Genomic DNA, 21,342 nt, shown 5'->3' on the forward strand with positions numbered 1-21,342 from the left:
ACGCCTACAGATAGGGTGCAAGACGCGTATGGACACTGTCCGTCGGGTCCAGCGCCAACTGGAACTTGGCCGCCAGGTAGTGGGTACTGAAAACATCCAGGTAGGCATCCAGCACTTCGCTGGCCTGCTGGTCCTCGGCCAGTTCCAGGCACAACGCGGCCACTTCGGCGGTACAAAAATGGTCATCACGCTTGGAGCGCCGCAACTTGTAGCGCGATAGCTGCTCCGGCTCCAGGCTCAGCACCGGCAAGTGTTCCAGATAAGGGCTCTTGCGGAACATCTTGCGCGCCTCGCTCCAGGTGCCGTCCAGCAGGATAAACAATGGGCGCTTGCCATCCGCCACCTTGACCTGGCTGACCACCCGCTGCGGCGCCACAAACTCGCCGGGGAAGACGATGTAGGGTTGCCACTGCGGATCAGCCAGCAGCGCCAGCAGCTCTGGCTCGACAGCCGTGCGCGACCAGGGGAAAGCACTTGTGTCGTCGATCACATCCGCTATCAGCCAACCGGTATTGCTGGGCTTCATCGGTTCCACGTCGTGCATCAGCAGGCACATGGCGGACTTGGCCTCGACCTTGGGACGCCAGGCACACAGGCAGTATTCGGGGATGACCCGGCATCTGGGGCAACGTTCGGCGCGCGAGCCTCGGGCAACAAAGGGGCTGACCGCGCGGGCCAGCCGCTGGGTACGCAGACGGAAGACCGCGTGACTCATAGCGGGGGCCGTTGTGAAGCGATGAAAATCGACACGGGCAAAACTCGGGGCAGCAAAAAAGTGCCGGCAGTTTACCAGAGCTGCCCAGCCAATACGCCTGGCCGTCGCAGCTACAGGTCACCTATAATCCCGCGCCACTGAACGCACAGCGCAGTGACAGGTCTATGGACCAGTAACCGAATCAGGAGAGTTTCATGCTGCGTCTTATGTTGCGTCTTGCCGCCCCGACCGTCGCCCTGGCGCTGGTATTGCCCTTGGGCGCCCAGGCGGCCTCCCTGGTGGAACTGCAAATGAACAAGAAACTGCAAAGCGTCGCAGCGGAAAGCAACAAAGACCTCCCCAGGGAAATTGATGAACAAACCCTGGAAGTGGCCTACACCGTCGAAGGCATGCAGTTGATTGACCACCTGAGCGTGCTGCCCGAGCGTGCCGAACAGATGCGCGCCAACCCGAAGGCCGTGTACTTCCAGCTGGGACAAAGCGTCTGCCTGAACAAAGGCTACCGCGAGCTGATGGCCAAGGGCGCCGTCATGCGCTACGAAATCACCGAAAACAAGACCAACCGCCCAGTGGCATCGGTCAAGTTCGTCGAGGCTGATTGCCCGGCCCCGTCCAAGAAGAAAAAGTAAGCCTTTCCCCACGCGCCGTTCCTCAAACGGCGCGACAGCCTCCCCTCTGTAAACCTTCAGCAATCCCCCCTATAAGTTATTGCCAGACAAGACTTTAAGGGCTCATGATCAATCGACCAGTAACATTTCCAGGGCAAAAAAGAGTTGCCCTTACGCGACTTGCAGTGCAAAGGTTTTTAATCACAAGGAACATACAGGGCCTGTTTCGTCGCCCTCAGCGCACGAATCTCTTGGACGCCAGGGCTCTGTAACGAAGGAGAAGCTGAATGCCTGATCAACCGAACGACCTCCTGACCCATCATTTTCCAGAAAGCGGGACCGACCTCACACAGCAGGTCGAAGCGCAACTCAAGCAGATTGCCCCCAGCAGCCCGAATATTTCGCTCTATCGCGACATGATCCTCACCGTGCTGCGCATGGCCCAGGATGACCGCGACCGCTGGAACGCCAAGATCACCTTGAAAGCGATAAACGAACTGGACAATGCGTTTCGCGTGCTCGAACAGTTCAAGGGCCGACGCAAGGTCACCGTCTTCGGCTCGGCTCGTACCCCAGTGGAAAGCCCGCTCTACGCTCTGGCCCGGGAAGTGGGGACGGCTCTGGCCCACTCGGACCTGATGGTCATCACCGGCGGCGGTGGCGGCATTATGGCTGCGGCCCACGAAGGCGCGGGCCTGGCCCACAGCCTGGGGTTCAATATCACCCTACCCTTCGAGCAGCATGCCAACCCGACCATTGATGGCACGGAAAACCTGCTGTCGTTCCACTTCTTCTTTACCCGCAAACTGTTCTTCGTCAAGGAGGCCGACGGGCTAGTGCTATGCCCTGGTGGCTTCGGCACTCTGGATGAAGCACTGGAAGTCCTGACCCTGATCCAGACTGGCAAGAGCCCCCTGGTTCCGGTGGTGCTGCTGGACGAGCCTGGCGGCGGATTCTGGAAAGGCGCCTTGGATTTTGTTCGCAGCCAGTTGGAGGCCAACCGCTACATCCTGCCGACTGATCTCAAGCTGCTGCGCCTGGTGCACAGCGCCGACGAGGCGGTGAATGAAATCAACCAGTTCTATGCCAACTTCCATTCCACCCGCTGGCTGAAACGCCAGTTCGTGGTACGCATGAACCACCCGCTCAGCGAGCGCGCATTGGCGCATATACAGACGGCATTCGCCGATCTGCGGCTGAGTGATGACTTCCAGCAATCGGCCTATGGGGGCGAAGAACACGATGAAGCGCGCTTCAGCCATTTGACGCGGCTGGTGTTCAACTTCACCGGCCGGAATCAGGGGCGGCTGCGGGAACTGGTGGATTACATCAACTTGCCGGAGAACTGGGCCCAAGCCCAAGGCAAAGCACAGCAACGGGTGACACCGGAACCGGCGTAATGCCGTAAACGCAAAAAAGGCCCGTTATTTTCATAGCGGGCCTTTTTTATAAACGCAAAATCCATGTAGGCGCTGGCTTGCCAGCGATAGCGGTCTAACTATCACTGTATGGATACCTGACACACCGCCATCGCCGGCAAGCCGGCTCCTACAACGGCACGATCAGGTTTCAGTCGTCCAGATCCCGGCCGCTCAACAAACGGCTGATCATCTCCATCGAAAATCCGCGATAGCTCAAAAAACGCCCTTGCTTGGCACGCTCACGGGCATCAATCGGCAGATGGCCGGCAAATTTTCGGCGCCAGGTGTCTTCCAATTGCGTCTGCCAACTGATGCCACACTCACGCAGTGCCAGATCGATATCGGCGCGTTGCAAGCCACGCTGGCTCAGCTCTTCACGAATCCGCGCCGGGCCGTAGCCCGAGCGCGCCCGATAGGAAACAAAACTTTCGAGATAACGGGCTTCGGAAAGCAGCCCCTCTTCCGTCAGGCGGTCGAGGGCTGTTTCAACCATTTCGGGAGAAGCGCCACGCTGACGCAATTTGCGCGTCAACTCGACACGACCATGCTCGCGTCGTGCGAGCAGGTCCATTGCCGTACGCCGTACGGCAACCAACGTATCGAGTACAACTGTCATCGTTGGACTCAGCTATCAGCGTCAGCTTCTGCCATGTCATCAACAGGTTCGCGGTTGGCCGCAGCCTTGACGTCTGGCGCTGCGGTCAGCAGTTTGTCGCGAATCTGCTTCTCAAGGGTCGCCGCAATATCAGGATTGTCCTGCAGGAACTTGGCCGAGTTGGCCTTGCCCTGGCCAATCTTGCTGCCGTTGTAGGCATACCAGGCACCGGACTTCTCGACGAAGCCGTGCAGCACGCCCAGGTCGATCATCTCGCCGTTCAGGTAGATACCCTTGCCGTAGAGAATCTGGAACTCGGCCTGACGGAATGGTGGAGCCACCTTGTTCTTGACAACCTTGACGCGAGTTTCGCTACCGACAACCTCGTCACCTTCCTTCACCGCGCCGGTACGACGGATGTCCAGGCGAACCGAAGCGTAGAACTTCAGCGCGTTACCACCGGTAGTGGTTTCCGGGCTGCCGAACATCACACCGATCTTCATCCGGATCTGGTTGATGAAGATCACCAGGCAGTTGGCGTTCTTGATGTTACCGGTGATTTTACGCAGGGCCTGGGACATGAGGCGGGCTTGCAGGCCGACGTGCATGTCGCCCATTTCGCCTTCGATCTCGGCCTTCGGTACCAATGCTGCCACGGAGTCGACCACGATCACGTCGATGGCGTTGGAGCGCACCAGCATGTCAGTGATTTCCAACGCTTGTTCACCGGTGTCCGGCTGCGAAACCAGCAGGTCGTCGACATTGACGCCCAGCTTGCCTGCGTATTCAGGATCCAGGGCGTGCTCGGCATCGACGAACGCGCAGGTGGCGCCCATTTTTTGGGCCTGGGCAATCACCGACAGGGTCAGGGTGGTTTTACCAGAAGATTCTGGACCGTAGATTTCAACGATACGGCCCTTTGGCAGGCCGCCAATGCCGAGCGCGATGTCCAGACCCAGAGAGCCAGTGGAAATAGCCGGGATCGCCTGACGGTCGTGATCGCCCATACGCATTACGGCACCCTTGCCGAATTGACGTTCGATCTGACCCAGGGCCGCAGCCAAGGCTTTCTTCTTGTTGTCGTCCATTAAAGTCCTCACGTAATCAATAAGGCCTGACGGCCAACACCTGTATAAGTAGACAGTATTGTTCCATAAAGATCGGGGATCGCCTACCCCTGATTTTCTATTTCTGCTGCAGCTCGTCGCAACAGCCCCTCTAATGCGGCCTTTACCGTTTGTCGGCGGACCTCGTCGCGGTTGCCGGGGAAGTGCTGGCACTCGGCTGTAACCTCTTCGCCTACCCCCCAGGCCAACCATACGGTGCCCACCGGCTTGTCCGCAGAACCGCCATCGGGCCCCGCGACACCGCTGACCGCCACGGCAAACCGCGCCAGGCTTTTTTCCTGGGCGCCCCTGGCCATGGCCTCGACCACTTCACGGCTCACCGCGCCGACCTTGGGGAACAACCCTTCTGGCACATTCAACTGGCGCGTCTTCTGGCGATTGGAATACGTCACGTACCCGGCCTCGAACCAGGCCGAACTCCCGGGAATCCGCGTGATTGCTTCGGCAATACCGCCACCGGTACAGGATTCGGCAGTGGTGACGTGGGCATTGAGCACCTGCAAACGCCGGCCAAGTTCAGCGGCGAGTTGGGTAATTTCCTTCACGGTCGTCTCCAGGAAAGTGCGGGGGTTTGCCTACCCTACAGGAGACTATCGGCCACGCAAGCTGCAGGCGTCTTCAACAGATTACCGGGTGACGGCCCGAACATAAGCCTGGCAGGCCCGCAACGCGATCAATCCATTATCGCCGGCATCGGTGATGCCGATAACTCGTTGAGCATGCGCCGGGTCAAGTCGGCCTCGCGGGGTTCCATGAACCACGCTGCGGGCGGTGGCGGTGGCTGGCATTGCGGGGCCACTGCCGGGGCCGACGGCGTCGAGAAGGACTGACAAGCGCACATCAGCAGTGGCCAGCCGGTCGCGCAAAGAAACCTGGTGACGCTGTGCATCGCTTAACTCCCGCGTGTGCTGTTGATCACTGGCGCGCAGCTGCCGCTCCAACGCCTGGCGCCTGTCTTGTTCGGCCCGGTATTCACCCAACGCCGCCTGGCTTTGCCGGTTGAGCCGTTCTGAAGACCGTGCCGCCTGACGCTCAAGCTCAAGGCCATGGCGCCAGGCCTGGATCTGCCAACTGGCCGCCGCCGGGATGACGATCAACAGGGCAACACCCAGCGCCCGCCCGTTCAGCCACATAGCACCGCCCTCGCCTTCGCCCACAATTGCTGGCGATGCTCCAGCCCATTGAGGCCGCCATTGATCCGGCGAGTGATCGTGGTGAACTGGTCCTGATCCGCCAGTTCGTTCAAACCATTGCTTTGCCAGAACCACGCGGCGGATTCGGCCGCCCATTGCGGTTGCTCCAGCAATTCAGGGAAATGCAACAGGCGCTCATCGCCAAACAGCGCCCGGCTACAGGCCAGGTAGTTGCGCCGCCCGGTAATCTGGATCAACCCACGGCCTCGGTATTTCTGGCCATCACCGTCGGCCTCGGGCGTGTTGCCCAGGCGTGCAGCCAAGGTGCCAGTGTCGTACTTGCCCAGGTATTGCTCGCCGCCCAGCTCACGCACGTAACGCAGATCGCCGGACTCGTGACCGACCTGAGCGATAAAGGCCGCCATGCGTTTGGGGGCGGTGATGTTGCGGTGGAGCATGGCGGCGTTCAGCGCCGAAATAAAAACGCCCGCTTGGGCGCGGGCGTTGGGCAGGATCTGCTGCAGTTGCGTGAGTGTCATCATCCTTGATCTCCAATGGCCTAAGAGGCCAATCCACGGGCCATGATCGAACTGCGATAGCCCGTTGTCGTGTCGCCTGTGTGGGTCACCTTGTCAATCGACCAGCGCCCCTGCATATACCCCGGCCAGGTTTCATCCAGCAGCAACAACCCTTCGGCGCACAGCAACGGGTTGCCCGGGCAATCGATGGCTATGCTCAGACCTTCCCGCCCAACCCGGCGCAACTCGCCCTCGGCCACTGACCGTGCTTCGGTTTCGCTCTGGCAGCGCTGGCGCAAGGTCTTGAACGGTGCGATTCCCACCTCGACCACACGCTGGCCAGAGGCTGCGCCATCCCACCAACTGACACGGCAACCCTGATATTTGGCCCGCGCGCTTTCATCGATGCGGGCGCTGATAAATGCCTGCTCACCGGGCCGATTGTCATGGGTTACCGACAACCGCACATCTGGCAGTTGCTGGCCCGACAGCGACTTGACCTGACCGCTTTGCGCCAGCACATACAGCTCGTTGACCGGCTTGGTCACCGCGTTGTAGCGCCCGGCCAGACGGGTGATAAAGCCCATGTCGGTCTCGTTGGACTGGTCGATATGATCAATCGCAATCCCATCCAGTGTCGGCGCCACCCTCGGTGAAAACCCGTGCCGCGTGGCCAGTTGGCGAAACAGCGCGCCGAGGGTCGTGGGGCCATGGCTGGCGGAGCGGCGCTGGCGGTAGCCACTCTGGTCCGCCACGCTGAACGGCGCTGCCGTGGCCACCAACGCCAGGCGCATGGGAAACAGATAAGGCGTGCGCTGGGTGATCACAAATTCGCCTTTTTCCACCAGCCCCGACTCACGATAACCCATACGCAAACCGATCTTGGCCCCCAGGCTCGGCAGGCCTTCCAGGCCCTCGATATTGAGGGTCAGTTCCAGGCGGTCGGATTCGATACCCGCCGCGTCGGTGTGTTTCCATTGCATCAGCCGCGGGTTGATCAATGCCGCGTTGGCACCATAGATCTCCACGACCGGGGTAAATCCCATTGCCATGCTGCCTCCTTAATCCCAGGCCGAAACCGGCCTTGCAATGCCGGTTTGCGCGTCCATTTCGGGCACGATCACCCAGACGTCCGCCGACAACACCGGGCCGTGCTCGGCAAGCCCGGGGTTCAAGCGCCAGAGGGTTTCTTCGGCCGCATCATCGCAACGCCCCAGCTCGCGGTAGAGCAGCAGGTTGACCGAATCACCGGCAATACTTCGCACTCTACGCATTGATAAATTCCTCCAGCACCAGAGACCACTTGATCACCATGGCGGTGCCGTCATCGATCACATTGGCCTGGCTTTCCGTGAGCGCAGTGATGCGCCACAGCCCCCAGTTGCGACCGATGCCATCGACCAGCGGCAGCGGCGCCCGTGCATCCTGCAGGGCACGCAATTGGTCCAGACGCTGCATGCCAACGGCCGCCATGGCTGTGCCGGCGAAGGTCAGTTTTTCCAGCTTCTGGCCGTTCTGCCGCGACTGGGGCTTGCTGGCAATAATCTCCAGTTCGCCCCAGCCACCATCACTGCTGCGCTGGAGCGTGGAATAGGCGATTCCTCGGGACAACCCGAAAATAAAGTCGCCCAGCACCATCTGCTGTCGCATTAATCACCTCCATCGGTCAGTGCCGCGTTACGCCGAACCGCCAGTGAGTCGGTGAGCATCGGCACGCATTGGTTTTGCAGGCTTTGCAGGACCCGGTCGACCACCTGCTGGGCGTCTGCCGGGTTGACGCCGGTGATCTGGATGCTCGGTGCCAGGGTGACCTGGACGTTATCGGAACGGGCGTTGGTGAGTTCCTTGCTCACCGCATCGGGGGATGGCAGGCGATCACTGGGGCCGAACAGTTTTTCCCCGAGCCAGCTACCGCCCTCGCCGCCCAACAGGCCGCCGATGACACCGCCCACCGCCGTACCGACGCCAGGGAACACCAGGGTGCCAAGGGCCGCCCCGGCAGAGGCGCCGGCCCAGGCACCACCGGCGGTACCGAGGCCGCCGCCGACGGCTTGCCTGTCACCCCTGCGCACGCCCTGGACGATGCTGATGGCAGCGTCGGCGTAGCGTAATGGCGCCAACGTGCGGGCACCGATGGTTCCCAGCCGGGTCAGGGTGGGGCTCAGGCGGGAGGCTGACGCCTTGCGCAGGCCGAGGGCTGACGCCCCCTTCAATCTCAACGCCTTGCCCGTGCTCAATGCACGGGTGGATAGCCTTCGCAGGCTCGGGCCTACAGAAGGAACCCTTGCCTGTAACCCCGTTTTCAGGCCGTCAAATGCTTTGCCTGCCCGCTCCCCCAGGCCCCTCATGATTGCCATGGGCCCGTTGGTGCTTCTGCCGGAACCGGCGCTTTTTCTCGGCACCGGCGGGCTTGACCGGCCAGTGCCCTTTTGCCTCGCGGTTTTTTTCGGCGCGTATCGGGCCCGCCCAGTCAATGGTGCCTTGGCGCCAGGGCAGCAGCAGTCCTTGCTGTCGTCCCTGAACAATTGCCCCACATAGGGCAACCTGCCCAGCGTCGCATCGACCACCTTGCCTGACACCCGGCTCTTGACCGTATCGAGCAAGCTCTCCGCCCCCCATTTGGAACTCTTGCTCAACCAGGACTCAGCCGCCGAGACCTTGTCTTCGGGCGCTGCCTTCGGCGCTTCGGCAGTGGCCTCACCGGCCTTGGCGCCCAGCGGCCCAGCCGCGATAAACAGGGTGCCATTAAGGGTCTCCAGGCTCTCACGCAACCGCACCTGTTCCTCGGTCAAGGCTTGGATATGCAGGCTGGCGTTGGCCAGTGCCAGGCTCAGCCCAGACGGCGGCTCTGTCGCTACGCCCACACTGGGCGCATCCACCCGATTTTCGTCCTGCGCTTGCAGCAAGGCCGGCAGTTGCGAGACGCCCGTTTCGGCCAGGCCGGGAAAGGTCATCCAGCGTTTATCTTCATCGGCGAGCTTGAGCGTATATCGAACGTCTTGCATCTCGCTCTACTCCTATTTGACGCCAAGGCGATTGATCGCGATGTCGTAGCGGCGTAATGCTTTGGCGGCATTCCATTCGAGAATTTCCGCTTCGTTTACCGAGTAAACCAGCGGGACGATGTCGAGGATTACCTCGATGTCGCGCGGCGAAAGAAGTCCGCCGGTTTGTTTAAAAAATCGTCGATGCGCTCCTGCAGCTCCGTCCAGTCAGGTACGGTCAGGCCGTCCAGGTCGGGGATCATCAGGCCGGTGCAATGGGAGGTGATGAACTCGGCGCGCTCTTTGTTGGTGGCGAGTTTTTTCATCACTTTGGTGGCGCGCAGGGCAGGCATTTCCAGGGTCAGGCTGGTCAGCACGCGGCCAGCCACTTCCAGCGGCAGCAGCAGTTGCACCTCCTCGCCGGGCTCGGTGGAACCTTCCAGGAAGAACGAGGCCGGGCGCGTCGACAGGTCGTGCACGTACTGGACAATGCTCACGTAGTCCGGGCGCTTGAGTTGGTCGAGCTCTTTTTCCGAAAAGCCGGTGGCCAGCTTGGCCAGCTCGAAGAATTGGTCGTCCTCATCATCGCCCGCGCGGGCCAGGGCCTGCTTTTGCGGGGCGTAGAACAAAGGTTTGAGTTGGATCTGCTCGATCGCTGCACCGCTGTCGGCGGTGATCGGCGACAGCAGGATATGCAGGGGTGGCTTCCAGGCCATGGGCTGAATTCCTTGAGTAAAAATATTGAAGGCACTGCGGATCCGCCGTGGCACGGTCAATGTGGGAGCTGGCTTGCCTGCGATACAGACAACGCGGTCTTTCAGTTGAACAGAGGTGATGCAATCGCAGGCAAGCCAGCTCCCACATTGACCGTGCCTATTTCAGATCGGTGAAAAGGCTTACGGCATCAAGACCGCGCGCCGGGCATCGCCGAGGATGTCGACGCCGTTGAGCACGAACTTCTGGGTGCGCACATCGATGTCGATCACCGGCACACCGTTATCCAGGCGGTGGTAGGTACGGCAGGACAGGTCCAGGGTGGTGGTGGCCTTGTCGCCCATCTTCAGCTTGGCTTCCTCCAGGGATTTAAGCTTGCCGCCGACGGTGTGGTAGGTGAAGTAGGTCTTGCCATCCTGATCCTGGCCCGCCTCGCGCACATTGAGCAGGATGTCTTCGCCCAAGCGCACGCCCAGGGCCAGCATGATTTCGGGACCGGCGCCTTGCAGCACCAATTTGGCGCTCAGTACCTTGGCGCTCTTGGCCATTTCTTCGGCGATAAAGCGCCCGCCGGCCATGGCTTCCATGTCGAACTCGATCTTCGGCGGGGTGAACTCCTCGACGGTCGCCGACAACGGCAGGCCCTGGAGAGTGGCCGCAATGGCCTGTCTGACTCGGTTGGTAAACATTAGAGAACGTCCTCCAGGAACTGCTCGATGATTTCATCGCGGGCATTGAGTTGATAAACCATGTGTTCATTCGGTGCGTAGCGGCCGTAGTCGATCACGATGAACCAAGTGCCGTTCTTGTACTTCTCGACACTGTTGAGCTCCGGGTGCAGGTACACACTGCCGCCAGGGATGGTTTCGTCGGCTACCAGGGTTTGCAGCCAGTCGTTGATGCGCTTGACCTCCTGGTCCATGAACGACTTGGTCAGGTTATGCGCCATGGCTTTCTGCCCGGCCTTGACCAGCTTGCGGCTGATGGCGTCTTCCAGGCCGACATAGCTGATGAACTTGCCGGTAATGGAGCGGTTACCCAGCAGCGAGAAGCCGCCGAGGATCGTGCGGGCGTAGTAGCTCACGCCGTAGCGGTTGAGCAAGTCGCCTTCGGTGGAGGTGTCGAGGATGTTGTACTCGACCACCCGGGACACGTCTTCAGCGAAAGTCACCTGGTTACCCGGGCTTTCCCATTGCTTGACCTTGGCCAGGGCGGCGATGGCCAGGGACGACGGCGCGAGGAACACGTTTTTCTTCGCGGCCTTGGAGTACACCGACGGCATGTTGTGCACCAGCAGGCAGCGGTCCAAACCCAGGTCGGCGCCACCCAGCTCACCGCTGTAGGTCACTTGCTCGGCGACGCTGGCGTCTTTGCCGTCCAGCACCACACGGGCCTTGATGCGCTTGCCGAACGCGGCAAATTCACAGGCCACCGCCTTGGTCCCGGTAAAGCCCGGGGCGCCGATGATGGTCAGGTCTTCCGGGACGCTGCCAAGCGCCGCGAGGCCCAGTTTGCGACCGGTCACCGGCTCATTGCCGCCGATCACGTTGTTGAGGGTATCGGCGGGGGTGCTGCCCTCTTCGACGATCACCACATAGACCGGCACCTTGACCACTTTGAGGATCTGGTACACCGCATGAAACAGCGTGCCCGACTCGGCACCCGTCGGGTCCAACAGCGCCTGGGCGGTAAAGCTGTTGATACGGAACGGGGCGTTTTTCGGGACCGACAGGTGCGCATTGGGCGCAGTGCCGACCAGACCGATCACGTTGTCACCCAGGCCACCCATGGCCTCAGGGGATTCGCTGGCATTGACGGTGATGCCGTTATGCTCGAAGTTCAAAACCTCAGCCATGATTATTCAGCCTTCTGGGTAGCGGCCTGCTTGGCCGGTGGGGTGTCTTGGGCGGCAGCCAGCACGCTGGTCAGTTCCAGGCGGCCGGCGGTACGCAGGGCGGTTGCTTCGACGTCCAACAGATCCAGCTCCTGGCCGACGGTGGACCAGTGGCCACCTTCGGTGGGGAATGGGATGAGGACGGTGTAGGTTTGGCGGTTGACCATGGGGGTACTCCAGAAACGCGAAAGCCCCAGATATAGGGCTTTTTTAGAGGCGAAAAAAAACCGCTTTCGCGGCGTTCGTGATTGCTACCGCGTTACTCGCCCGGTAGCGGGTAACGAGCCTTGATTTCGGCGACCTTTGCTCGCCACGCTTTCTCGTTGGCCTCGGTTTGATCGTATTGCCACTCCATATAGAGCGGGTCCGAATCTATTCGGTAAGCCAGACGACGATTGAAAGCCACATCAGCGGCCTGCTCGATCTGCAAAGCGGTGTCGACTTCGGTTTTGGAAAAACCCATGTCAAGCAACTGATCTACCGTCACGTTATAAAAAGTCCGATCTTTATCTCTGAATTCTTTGATCATCATCAAACTCCAGCAGCCACGACATTGCCGACATTACTAAGTAAGTTAGACAAACTCCCTCCGGAGTCCTTGATTAAACCAGTCACAAGGTGCGCCCAAGTCTTGTTTTGGGTAATCGACGACGCAAACACCGACAACACCATCGTCGCACCACCCAACTCAGCAAATTTTGTTGAAAACTCAGCGTCTACAACAGAGTAAGTAAATTCCACTCTATAGTTAGCAGAGTACCCCGAATGAAAAACATTGACCGCCCCCAACGTCAACTTATTCCCGGAAAAGGTGACTGAGCCCTGTACTGAAGCAGCGGATCCATGTGCGCGATGAAACAGGGACGAACCGAAGGAATACCAACCCGACGTGCCTGCCTTCAACACAGTCGGCATAACAATATCAACAACTCGAAAGTAAACACTGCCCCCCTCAAGCGACAAGAAATGAATGTTTGAACTACCGGCCATATATTCGCCAACCTTGGGCGAGAAGACCGGATTGCTCCCCGTACCATATTTCATGAAAACCAGCTTGTTCGCGACGGACCAATAAGGCGTTTGATCAGTAGGCGCCGCATACTCATGTGTCTGCGCAGCCTTCAGGTAGATCGTTACATAAGGGGTAGTATTCGATCGCCCCATCGCCTCTTTGATGGATTTAAGAGGTGCCTCCATCGAGCCCAACGCCAGGTCACTACCGGCGGCCGCATCAATATAAAACGACCTCGACATTTCTGGAATGGCACGTACCGCAGCTAAAACAGAAGCATCTATTTCAGCGACCTTGCCATTCACCGCACTGGTTAACTTATTTGCAGCCGCGACCAAATTAGTGATCGTAGTTTCCATACTCATATTCAACTCCCTATATTGCCTATCTTTTAAGTCAGCTCGTCACTTGGCTTCCAGTGCCACGACTCGAAATAGAACGCCGACATGCCGAGCCATATTGTCAACACTGGCGGTGGCAAGTTCTGCGATTTCCTCGGTCAACAATACATTCAAATTTTCACTCCCCACCACAATCGTCACGCTATCCGCCGGCAACGGCGAGATATCCAACGTAAACTTCTGCAACACCCGCGCTGCCGCCGCCTTATACGTCAGCAACTGCCCCGCCACCGAATACACGGCCAACAACGTTCCACTGGCGAGGTAAAATCCGAACTCGCCAATCTCATACTCGCCATCGCCATCAAACAGTGCAGCCATGCGCAGTTGGCGGTCGCCCAGGTCTTCGTAATCCACAATCGCCACACGCTGGCGCTCATCGCGCAGGGCGGTTTCGTTGCCGGTGGGGGTGTAGCGGCCGGTGCCAGCGGCGATGTGGGTGATTTGGCCTTTCAAGCCTTGGTTCTTTGCCTGCAGCACTTCATCCAAACCCTTGGAGGTGAAGCGCACCAGGCGCGTAATGTCATCGGTCATGGCTGCGCCCTGAGGTCGTAGTCGTTAATGGTGTAGTGCTGGGCGACGCCCGCACTGTTAAGCCTTGAACTGAGCTTGAGTTCCGGCAAGGCACCCCACAGCGACAGTTCGCCGTCGTTCAGCGCCCGGTGGGCGACGCCGGTAATCGGCAGCCCCCCCAGCACCTCATGCACCAGGGTGATGGTGGCCAGGTCGCGCTCGCTCTTGGCCGCGTTGATGCGGCGGATCAGGCGGTTGTGATCGCCACTGGACCAGCTGCGGCCAATGATCGCCTGCACGTCGAAGGTGTAGGGCTGGGCCTGCGGGTGCTGTTGGTACCAGGCCAGGATATTGGGGGTGAACCCAAGGGATTCGACCGCGTGACTCAAGGCCCGGGGCGTACCGGCCTGGCGCTGGATCTGCCAGGACAGGGCCACGGTGAGGCGTTTTTCGGTTTCGTCGCCAGAGGCATTCCATTCGCTGACGCCACGGTCGGCGGCCAGGTAAGGCAAGAATGGCGCTGGCGTTTGCAGCGGGTTCATCAGCGCCGGGAATGGCGGCACGACCCGTTCGAGCAGTCGGCCAAAACCCAGGTCCAGCGCCTTCTCCAGCGGTGAGCTGTTGGCGGGCAACAGGCTGGATGCTTCACTCATAAGCTGCGCACCTCCACCTCGACACCTGTGCAATACGGAGCCTGGAACGCCGTGGTGATAATTGGCGCCAGCGGTTCGAGGATCTCCAGTTGCACCGCCCCGGCGGTGTGGATGGTGTAGTCGATCCAACTCGGATCCACACGCCCTTCCAGGCGATGACAGGACTCGGCATAGGTCTGCAGCAACTGCTGGGCCGCCACTTGCGTCAACCCCGAGTCCGGACCGGCGTTGATCCTGGCCACCACACGAATCTTGTACGGCACGATCTGCGCGCCCTGCACCGTCACCCAATCGGTTTCCGGGCGTACATCGGGCCGGGCGAAATGACGTCGCACCCCGTCAAGCAAATCCGTTGAAGGCGTGCCATTGCCGGCGCGGGACAGCACGGTGACCATCACTTCCCCAGGTGCCGTGCGCCGGGCGTTGCCGTCCTTGACCTGGGCGGCATAGCCATCCGGGTCGAAGGTATAGCTGACCGTGACCACACCGGCGGCAGTACCCTGGACTTTCACCGCCGGCCGCTCGCCAAGGGTGAATACCTCGCGCCGATACTGCATACGCGAACCGGCTGCCGGCGCATGAGGTGCCAGGTAGTAACGCAGCCGGGCATCGTCATCGCTTTCCAAGGTGGGCGGCACGGGAGGGAATGCCGCCGGGTCGCCAGGGTCAAGCACCTGGCGTTCCAGGCCCATATCGGCCAGGCGCGCATCCAGGTTGCTGCCGGTGGCCCACCACGCCAGCATCTGCTGGATACGGGCGTTGTACTTGCGCTCATGGGTTTGCAGGCGCACGCAAAAGGCTTCCAGGGCCAGGGTCAACAGCTCGCTTTCGTTGTCCAGGCTGACCTTGAGCCTGGCCGCGCTTTGCGGGGCCCGGGCGGCGACATAGTCGACGACAAATGCCTTGAACTGTGCGAGCAGCGGCTCGAATTCGTCGACGGCGATCAGGTCGGGCGGCGCCAATTGGTTCTGCCCAGGGATCAACATGCTCATGTCACCACCTCGAAGGATTGCTTGCGGTTTTTCCAGGTACCGGCAAACCGCAGCAACAGGCCAGCGCCCTGGCGATTGGCGACGATGACTTGCGGAACAAAATCGGCGATGCCGTTCTGGGGGTTGTAAAAGGCCTGGGCGGCGTGGCTTTGGGCAAGGATCAACAGATCGTCGCCCAGGTTCTGCCCCAACAGTTGCGGGATCAGCGATCCGTAGAGCGGGCGTTTCTGCCGCGTGCCCAAAGGCGTAGTCAGGGCTCGGGTGGCGCGCTGGACGAATTGCGGCCAGTCGTCCACCACAGCCCCGGTGTTTCTCTCAATTCCGATCATGGCAAATCCTTATGCCGTGCTGATAACTCGACCCTGGTGGTCCACCACCGGGCCACTCAAGTGAACGCCGGACGCATCCAGCAACATGCCGACGGCACCGACGTGCACACTGACGGTGGTGGCGGTCATGACCAAACGGGCGGTGCCCAGGCTAATCTGCACCTGCTCGCGAGAGCCGTTGAATGCCGTAGGCCCGTTGCTCCAATCCAGTACGTGACTGGCGGCGTCGTAGGTGCTTTGCGTGCCATCCGGGTAACGCCGGCTCGTCAGGCTGGCCACATTGGACAGTGGCGGGAAGCGCTCACTGTTCAGGCCAAACAACGCCACCGACTGCCCCCCGCCCTCGCCGCCGCCGTAGTTGAGCAACAGGCATTGCTCGCCCACCGTGGGGATGCGCGTTTCCGTCTGCGCTCCGGCGCTGGGGTTGAAAAAGCGAATCGCCGGGGTCAGCAACTCGCCGTGGCTGACCTTGCAGGTGTTGCTGGCCGCATCCACCTCCTGGCACACGCCGATCCGGCAAAAACTCTCGGCCCGCCGGTAGAGGTCTTCCAGCTGGGTTTCCATCTGCGCCAGGCGCTCGACAATGGGCGCCAATTGCAGGCGTAACAGGGCATCGAACATGGGCTACTCCTGCAATGGCCGGTATTGATCGGGGTCATCGATATTTGACACTTCCCAGGTACGAGCAAACAGCGGCTTGCCGGTGGGGTCGTCGAGCAGCGGCGGGCCGAGGTAGAGGGTCTGGTTGAAGGACACGGTCCAACTGTCGTAATTGGTTTCGGCCCCAGCCAGGGTCGACGGCAGCGCGACGATATTCACCGGCACATCGCACTGGGCCGCCGGCAACTGCCAACGGTTATCCAGCACCAGGTCCATCAGCCGGCTCGCCAGGTCACAGGCATCAAAGGGCTGCGCGCCCTGGAAGGCCATGATCTTGAGCGAAATCGACAACACATGGGCCTTGCGCCCTTCAAGGGAACGTACGCCCGGGCCATTGCGTTCGACCGTGATCGCCACGCCGGTTTCATCCGCCGCCAGAATGCCCGGCGGGCTGCCCACCCGTAGTTCGGGAAACGCTGTACGCAGTGCCTGGCCGACGGCAATCGGTAGTTGTGAAGGTTTTTCAATGAGGGTCATGGTGGGGCTTCCTTGCAACGATCACTTTGAATCCGGGGGCTGGTTGACCCCGATGCGCTTGGCGGCCCAGCGCTCGTAAAGGCCGATGGCGACGTCGGCACCAGCCATGGCGGTCAAACACCCGAGGGCGCCCGCCGTCCAGATCGACATGCCGGCGGCGTACAGCAACATCAACGCAGAAACCCCGCACACCATGCACGCCCCGGAACGCAGGGCCAGGCGGCGAACCAGCGACCAACCGCGGGCGCCCTCCTTGTCGGCGCGCCACATTTCCCCGGATACCCCGCCGATCAGGGCCAGAATAATCACCAGCCAGATAGGCATTTCTGCCAACGCTTGCTGCTCGTTTGTCATGTCACGCCTCCTGGAATGCGGAAAACCGGCAGGTGGCCGGTGCTTTGATAAAAAGATGGATTGGCTTGTCGGTAAGCATTCCAAAAAGCCCGGTAGCCCGGGCTTTTCAGTAATACGGTCCTTGCGATCTTTCGGCGCTACTGGCGCGGTACGGATCTTTCCTCGATGTTTTTCCGACCACGATCCCTGTCTGCCGGATAACTGCTTCTGGTGCTTTACGCTGCACACCCGGGTCAGTTGCCAACCCTCTGGACCGTCAAGGCCGGTCCATCGCTGCCTGTGGTGAAACCGTGAAACTAAAGAGCGTCGGCATCCTTGCCGGTATTGCCTGGCGTCCTTGCCACCACTCAGTGGCGTCCATGCCAGTGTTGCGTGCTTTCCCTGTCTTCCCTGGCAGCATCCTTGCCGCCTCCACCAGGCCTTGTTGGCTGGCTTGAGATGAAGAATATGCATGCATGCATATACAGTCAATGCATAAATGCATTTAATTTTGCAAATTCAATGCGACAGCGCATAAATCCTGGAATGTCGGGCACTTGGCGATTTTCCACAGGCGAAAAAAAGCCCGCTCTTGGGCGGGCTGTTTCTTACAGAGAAGGGTTAGCGAGCGTACATGCCCCACCAGAAAACATGACCGAGGATGCTGATCTGCTCCTCTTGAATATCCTGAAAGCTGTAGTCCTCATCCGGATGCTCATCACGATTGAAGCTGCGCAGGCGGATCCCCGACGGCAGGCGATAGAGCTGTTTGACCCGCAACTGGCCGTTGTGGTTGATGGCATACAGATCACCATCCACGATATCGCCGATCCCGCTCTTGCCCGCATTCACCCCCACCGTCGCCCCGTCGCGCAACACCGGCAGCATGCTGTTGCCGCGTACCGTCACACACTTGGCCTGGTCGAACTGCACACCGTTATGCCGCAGGCTGCGCTTGCCGAACCGCAGGCTGGCCTTCTCGCTTTCCTCGATGACGAATCTTCCTGATCCAGCAGCCAATTCAACCTCGCGCAAAAAGGGGATCGACACCTCGTCATCATTAACGGGCGTGTCGTCATCCCACAGGCTTATATCCTTGAGCTCCGAATGCATCGGGTCGCGCGCTCCCTGCCACGCCGCCGCCGCGCGACCGCGCAGCTGGTCGGTGCTCACACGAAAGTAATCAGCGATACGCGAGATGTGCTTGTCCGACGGATCAACGATCTTGCCGCTGAGAATCCGGGACAGGGTGGATTGAGGCACGCCGGTACGCCGGTGAAGCTCCGTGGGGGAGATCCCGTCGCGATCGAGCAGCTCTCTTAAGACAATTGAAACGTTGCGTTTTTGCATAACGGGGATAGTGACGGGAGTTTTTGGGGATGGCAAATGCTAATTTGCATATCTTGTGCATGGGGTGTGCCGTTGTACCGGGCTGTTTGTGAACTGCGAAGCACTGACCTTGCATGTTAACCTTGCCGCCATCGCAAAAAATGCTGGGCCAAGCGCCCCCTTTGCCCCATCACTTTCAACGAATCTGCCTACTATCCAATGAGTAAAAACACTTCCGATCTGTCCTCCCACACCCCCATGATGCAGCAGTACTGGCGCCTGAAAAACCAGCACCCTGATCAGTTGATGTTCTATCGCATGGGCGACTTCTACGAGATCTTCTACGAAGATGCGAAGAAGGCCGCCAAGCTGTTGGACATCACCCTGACCGCGCGCGGGCAGTCGGCTGGGCAGGCGATTCCGATGTGTGGGATTCCTTATCATTCGCTGGAAGGTTACCTGGCCAAGTTGGTCAAGCTGGGGGAGTCGGTGGTGATCTGCGAGCAGATCGGCGACCCGGCGACCAGCAAGGGGCCGGTGGAACGCCAGGTGGTGCGGATCATTACCCCTGGAACGGTGAGTGATGAAGCGCTGCTGGATGAGCGCCGCGACAACCTGATCGCGGCGGTGCTGGGGGATGAGCGGCTGTTTGGCCTGGCGGTGCTGGATATCACCAGTGGCAATTTCACGGTCCTGGAAATCAAGGGCTGGGAAAACCTGCTGGCGGAACTGGAGCGGATCAACCCGGTGGAGCTGATGATTCCGGATGACTGGCCCAAGGATTTGCCGGCGGAAAAACGCCGTGGGACCAAACGCCGTGCGCCGTGGGATTTTGAGCGCGATTCGGCGCTGAAAAGTCTGTGCCAGCAATTCTCCGTGCAAGACCTGAAGGGTTTTGGTTGCGAGACCCTAACCCTGGCCATTGGCGCCGCTGGCTGCCTGCTCAATTACGCCAAGGAAACCCAACGCACCGCCCTGCCGCATTTGCGCAGCCTGCGCCATGAACGCCTGGACGATACGGTGGTGCTCGATGGTGCCAGCCGACGCAACCTGGAACTGGATACCAACCTGGCCGGTGGGCGCGACAATACTCTGCAGTCGGTAGTCGACCGGTGCCAGACCGCCATGGGCAGCCGCCTGCTGACCCGCTGGCTGAATCGCCCGCTGCGCGACCTGATCGTGCTACAGGCACGCCAGTCGTCCATTACCTGCCTGCTGGACGGCTACCGTTTTGAAAAGCTGCAACCGCAGCTCAAGGAAATCGGCGATATCGAGCGGATTCTCGCGCGCATCGGCCTGCGCAATGCCCGCCCGCGCGACCTGGCGCGCCTGCGTGACGCGCTGGGCGTACTGCCTGAGCTGCAACAGGCGATGACCGAGCTGGAAGCGCCGCACCTGCAGCAACTTGCCGTCACGGCCAGCACCTACCCCGAACTGGCTGCGCTGCTGGAAAAAGCCATTATCGACAACCCGCCCGCTATCATCCGCGACGGTGGCGTGCTCAAGACCGGTTACGACAGTGAGCTGGACGAGCTGCAAGCCTTGAGCGAGAACGCCGGGCAGTTCTTGATTGACCTGGAAGCCCGCGAAAAAGCCCGCACCGGCCTGGCCAACCTGAAAGTCGGCTACAACCGCGTGCACGGCTACTTTATTGAGTTGCCGAGCAAGCAGGCCGAACAGGCGCCTATCGATTACCAGCGCCGCCAGACACTCAAGGGCGCCGAACGCTTCATCACACCCGAGCTGAAGGAATTCGAAGACAAGGCGCTGTCGGCCAAGAGCCGCGCCCTGGCCCGGGAAAAGATGCTCTATGAGGCCTTGCTCGAAGACCTGATCGGCAAGCTGGCACCGCTGCAGGACACGGCCGCGGCCCTGGCCGAGCTGGATGTATTGAGCAACCTGGGGGAACGCGCCCTCAACCTTGACCTGAACTGTCCACGCTTTGTCAGCGAACCGTGCATGCGCATCGTGCAGGGTCGCCATCCGGTGGTGGAGCAAGTGCTGACCACGCCATTCGTGGCCAACGACCTGTCGCTGGATGACGATAAGCGGATGCTGGTGATCACCGGTCCGAACATGGGCGGTAAATCCACCTACATGCGCCAGACTGCATTGATCGTGTTGCTGGCGCATATCGGCAGCTTCGTGCCGGCGGCCAGTTGCGAGTTGTCCCTGGTAGACCGCATCTTTACCCGTATCGGCTCCAGCGACGACCTGGCCGGTGGCCGTTCGACCTTTATGGTGGAAATGAGCGAAACCGCCAACATCCTGCACAACGCCACCGACCGCAGCCTGGTGCTGATGGATGAAGTGGGGCGCGGCACCAGTACATTCGACGGTTTGTCCCTGGCCTGGGCCGCCGCCGAGCGCTTGGCGCACTTGCGAGCCTATACGCTGTTCGCCACCCACTACTTTGAACTGACCGTACTGCCGGAAAGCGAGCCACTGGTGGCCAACGTGCATCTCAATGCCACCGAGCACAATGAACGCATCGTATTCCTGCACCATGTGCTGCCAGGCCCGGCCAGCCAGAGTTACGGCCTGGCCGTGGCGCAACTGGCCGGTGTGCCGAACGACGTGATCCTGCGTGCCCGCGAGCATCTCAGCCGCCTGGAAACCACGGCCCTTCCCCATGAAACCGTAGTTGCCAGCCCAGCCAAGGCCGCCAGCAAACCTGCGGCACCACACCAGAGCGATCTGTTCGCCAGCCTGCCCCATCCCGTGCTGGATGAGTTGGCAAAGCTTGACCTGGATGACTTGACACCGCGCAAAGCGCTCGAAATGTTATATGCACTGAAGACTCGGATATAACGCAGACGCTTGCAAGCTGGTAGACTCTCGCGCGGTTTGGGATGCTGCGGGCTTTTAGCCTGGCCTGCAGACTATCGCTCCCGAACCTCGCGAACCCTGCCACAAGGGGTTTCGCTGCCGCCG

At 60.4% G+C, this 21,342-nt stretch carries 27 protein-coding genes; 3 read left to right on the forward strand and 24 right to left on the reverse strand.

What is annotated here, in order from left to right; genetic code table 11:
• Positions 1 to 4 precede the first annotated feature (4 nt).
• Positions 5 to 715 (reverse strand): tRNA-uridine aminocarboxypropyltransferase, encoded by a 711-nt coding sequence (locus HZ99_RS10845; protein ID WP_038442943.1) that lies wholly within the window; start codon positions 713 to 715, stop codon positions 5 to 7.
• Positions 716 to 909: 194 nt separating this feature from the next.
• Here HZ99_RS10845 and HZ99_RS10850 point away from each other — a divergent pair, with 194 nt between their 5' ends.
• Positions 910 to 1,344, forward strand: a complete 435-nt coding sequence (locus HZ99_RS10850) for a PA3611 family quorum-sensing-regulated virulence factor (protein ID WP_038442944.1) — start codon at positions 910 to 912, stop codon at positions 1,342 to 1,344.
• A 266-nt stretch (positions 1,345 to 1,610) separates the two neighbouring features.
• Positions 1,611 to 2,723: a TIGR00730 family Rossman fold protein gene (locus HZ99_RS10855; RefSeq protein WP_038442945.1), complete on the forward strand. Its 1,113-nt coding sequence runs from the start codon at positions 1,611 to 1,613 to the stop codon at positions 2,721 to 2,723.
• Between the two features lie 169 nt (positions 2,724 to 2,892).
• On the opposite strand, the gene recX is transcribed toward HZ99_RS10855, so the two are convergent.
• The 23 genes from recX to HZ99_RS10970 all read right to left on the reverse strand — a co-directional run bounded on the left by recX (position 2,893) and on the right by HZ99_RS10970 (position 18,429).
• The gene (recX, locus tag HZ99_RS10860) at positions 2,893 to 3,360 is read right to left on the reverse strand and encodes a recombination regulator RecX (protein WP_038442947.1); all 468 of its coding nucleotides are present in this window, start codon (positions 3,358 to 3,360) and stop codon (positions 2,893 to 2,895) included.
• 8 nt (positions 3,361 to 3,368) lie between these two features.
• On the reverse strand, positions 3,369 to 4,427 hold the full coding sequence (recA, locus tag HZ99_RS10865) for a recombinase RecA (protein WP_038442948.1): 1,059 nt from the start codon (positions 4,425 to 4,427) through the stop codon (positions 3,369 to 3,371).
• Positions 4,428 to 4,510: 83 nt separating this feature from the next.
• The gene (locus HZ99_RS10870) at positions 4,511 to 5,011 is read right to left on the reverse strand and encodes a CinA family protein (protein WP_038442950.1); all 501 of its coding nucleotides are present in this window, start codon (positions 5,009 to 5,011) and stop codon (positions 4,511 to 4,513) included.
• A gap of 81 nt (positions 5,012 to 5,092) precedes the next feature.
• On the reverse strand, positions 5,093 to 5,599 hold the full coding sequence (locus HZ99_RS10875; RefSeq protein ID WP_038442952.1) for a lysis system i-spanin subunit Rz: 507 nt from the start codon (positions 5,597 to 5,599) through the stop codon (positions 5,093 to 5,095).
• The gene (locus HZ99_RS10880) at positions 5,590 to 6,138 is read right to left on the reverse strand and encodes a glycoside hydrolase family 19 protein (protein ID WP_038448049.1); all 549 of its coding nucleotides are present in this window, start codon (positions 6,136 to 6,138) and stop codon (positions 5,590 to 5,592) included. The genes HZ99_RS10875 and HZ99_RS10880 overlap by 10 nt, the downstream gene beginning before the upstream one ends.
• Positions 6,139 to 6,158: 20 nt before the next feature.
• Positions 6,159 to 7,169, reverse strand: a complete 1,011-nt coding sequence (locus HZ99_RS10885; protein WP_038442953.1) for a contractile injection system protein, VgrG/Pvc8 family — start codon at positions 7,167 to 7,169, stop codon at positions 6,159 to 6,161.
• 9 nt (positions 7,170 to 7,178) lie between these two features.
• Positions 7,179 to 7,391 (reverse strand): tail protein X, encoded by a 213-nt coding sequence (locus tag HZ99_RS10890; protein WP_038442954.1) that lies wholly within the window; start codon positions 7,389 to 7,391, stop codon positions 7,179 to 7,181.
• A complete protein-coding gene (locus HZ99_RS10895) occupies positions 7,384 to 7,767 on the reverse strand; it encodes a phage tail protein (RefSeq protein WP_038442956.1) in 384 nt (127 codons plus the stop codon). Before HZ99_RS10895 ends, HZ99_RS10890 begins: the two co-directional genes overlap by 8 nt.
• Positions 7,767 to 9,122, reverse strand: a complete 1,356-nt coding sequence (locus HZ99_RS27745; protein WP_038442958.1) for a hypothetical protein — start codon at positions 9,120 to 9,122, stop codon at positions 7,767 to 7,769. The genes HZ99_RS10895 and HZ99_RS27745 overlap by 1 nt, the downstream gene beginning before the upstream one ends.
• Before the next feature lie 128 nt (positions 9,123 to 9,250).
• Positions 9,251 to 9,817: a phage tail assembly protein gene (locus HZ99_RS10905; RefSeq protein WP_038442959.1), complete on the reverse strand. Its 567-nt coding sequence runs from the start codon at positions 9,815 to 9,817 to the stop codon at positions 9,251 to 9,253.
• Positions 9,818 to 9,997: 180 nt separating this feature from the next.
• Entirely contained in the window at positions 9,998 to 10,504 is a 507-nt protein-coding gene (locus tag HZ99_RS10910; RefSeq protein WP_038442961.1) for a phage major tail tube protein, read from the reverse strand.
• Positions 10,504 to 11,670, reverse strand: a complete 1,167-nt coding sequence (locus tag HZ99_RS10915; protein WP_038442962.1) for a tail protein — start codon at positions 11,668 to 11,670, stop codon at positions 10,504 to 10,506. The genes HZ99_RS10910 and HZ99_RS10915 overlap by 1 nt, the downstream gene beginning before the upstream one ends.
• A gap of 2 nt (positions 11,671 to 11,672) precedes the next feature.
• Positions 11,673 to 11,876 (reverse strand): hypothetical protein, encoded by a 204-nt coding sequence (locus HZ99_RS10920; protein WP_038442963.1) that lies wholly within the window; start codon positions 11,874 to 11,876, stop codon positions 11,673 to 11,675.
• A 92-nt stretch (positions 11,877 to 11,968) separates the two neighbouring features.
• Positions 11,969 to 12,238, reverse strand: coding sequence for a ubiquitin-associated domain-containing protein (locus tag HZ99_RS10925; RefSeq protein WP_038442964.1), 270 nt, complete (start codon positions 12,236 to 12,238; stop codon positions 11,969 to 11,971).
• A gap of 2 nt (positions 12,239 to 12,240) precedes the next feature.
• Positions 12,241 to 13,086: a hypothetical protein gene (locus tag HZ99_RS10930; RefSeq protein ID WP_038442965.1), complete on the reverse strand. Its 846-nt coding sequence runs from the start codon at positions 13,084 to 13,086 to the stop codon at positions 12,241 to 12,243.
• Between the two features lie 39 nt (positions 13,087 to 13,125).
• Positions 13,126 to 13,656 (reverse strand): phage tail protein, encoded by a 531-nt coding sequence (locus HZ99_RS10935; protein WP_038442967.1) that lies wholly within the window; start codon positions 13,654 to 13,656, stop codon positions 13,126 to 13,128.
• Positions 13,653 to 14,288, reverse strand: coding sequence for a phage tail protein I (locus HZ99_RS10940; RefSeq protein ID WP_038442968.1), 636 nt, complete (start codon positions 14,286 to 14,288; stop codon positions 13,653 to 13,655). Before HZ99_RS10940 ends, HZ99_RS10935 begins: the two co-directional genes overlap by 4 nt.
• Positions 14,285 to 15,280 (reverse strand): baseplate J/gp47 family protein, encoded by a 996-nt coding sequence (locus HZ99_RS10945; RefSeq protein WP_038442969.1) that lies wholly within the window; start codon positions 15,278 to 15,280, stop codon positions 14,285 to 14,287. Before HZ99_RS10945 ends, HZ99_RS10940 begins: the two co-directional genes overlap by 4 nt.
• The gene (locus HZ99_RS10950; protein WP_038442971.1) at positions 15,277 to 15,609 is read right to left on the reverse strand and encodes a phage baseplate protein; all 333 of its coding nucleotides are present in this window, start codon (positions 15,607 to 15,609) and stop codon (positions 15,277 to 15,279) included. The genes HZ99_RS10945 and HZ99_RS10950 overlap by 4 nt, the downstream gene beginning before the upstream one ends.
• Before the next feature lie 9 nt (positions 15,610 to 15,618).
• Complete coding sequence (locus tag HZ99_RS10955; RefSeq protein WP_038442972.1) at positions 15,619 to 16,230, reverse strand: phage baseplate assembly protein V; 612 nt, start codon at positions 16,228 to 16,230, stop codon at positions 15,619 to 15,621.
• Positions 16,231 to 16,233: 3 nt separating this feature from the next.
• Entirely contained in the window at positions 16,234 to 16,746 is a 513-nt protein-coding gene (locus HZ99_RS10960) for a hypothetical protein (protein WP_038442974.1), read from the reverse strand.
• Positions 16,747 to 16,767: 21 nt separating this feature from the next.
• A complete protein-coding gene (locus tag HZ99_RS10965) occupies positions 16,768 to 17,100 on the reverse strand; it encodes a phage holin family protein (RefSeq protein ID WP_032858418.1) in 333 nt (110 codons plus the stop codon).
• A gap of 600 nt (positions 17,101 to 17,700) precedes the next feature.
• Positions 17,701 to 18,429, reverse strand: coding sequence for a LexA family transcriptional regulator (locus tag HZ99_RS10970; protein WP_080727704.1), 729 nt, complete (start codon positions 18,427 to 18,429; stop codon positions 17,701 to 17,703).
• Positions 18,430 to 18,627: 198 nt separating this feature from the next.
• Between HZ99_RS10970 and mutS the strand changes: the two genes are divergently transcribed.
• Positions 18,628 to 21,219, forward strand: coding sequence for a DNA mismatch repair protein MutS (mutS, locus tag HZ99_RS10975; protein ID WP_038442976.1), 2,592 nt, complete (start codon positions 18,628 to 18,630; stop codon positions 21,217 to 21,219).
• Positions 21,220 to 21,342: the final 123 nt, after the last annotated feature.

The organism is Pseudomonas fluorescens (assembly GCF_000730425.1).
Taxonomy (GTDB): Bacteria; Pseudomonadota; Gammaproteobacteria; order Pseudomonadales; family Pseudomonadaceae; genus Aquipseudomonas; species Aquipseudomonas fluorescens_X.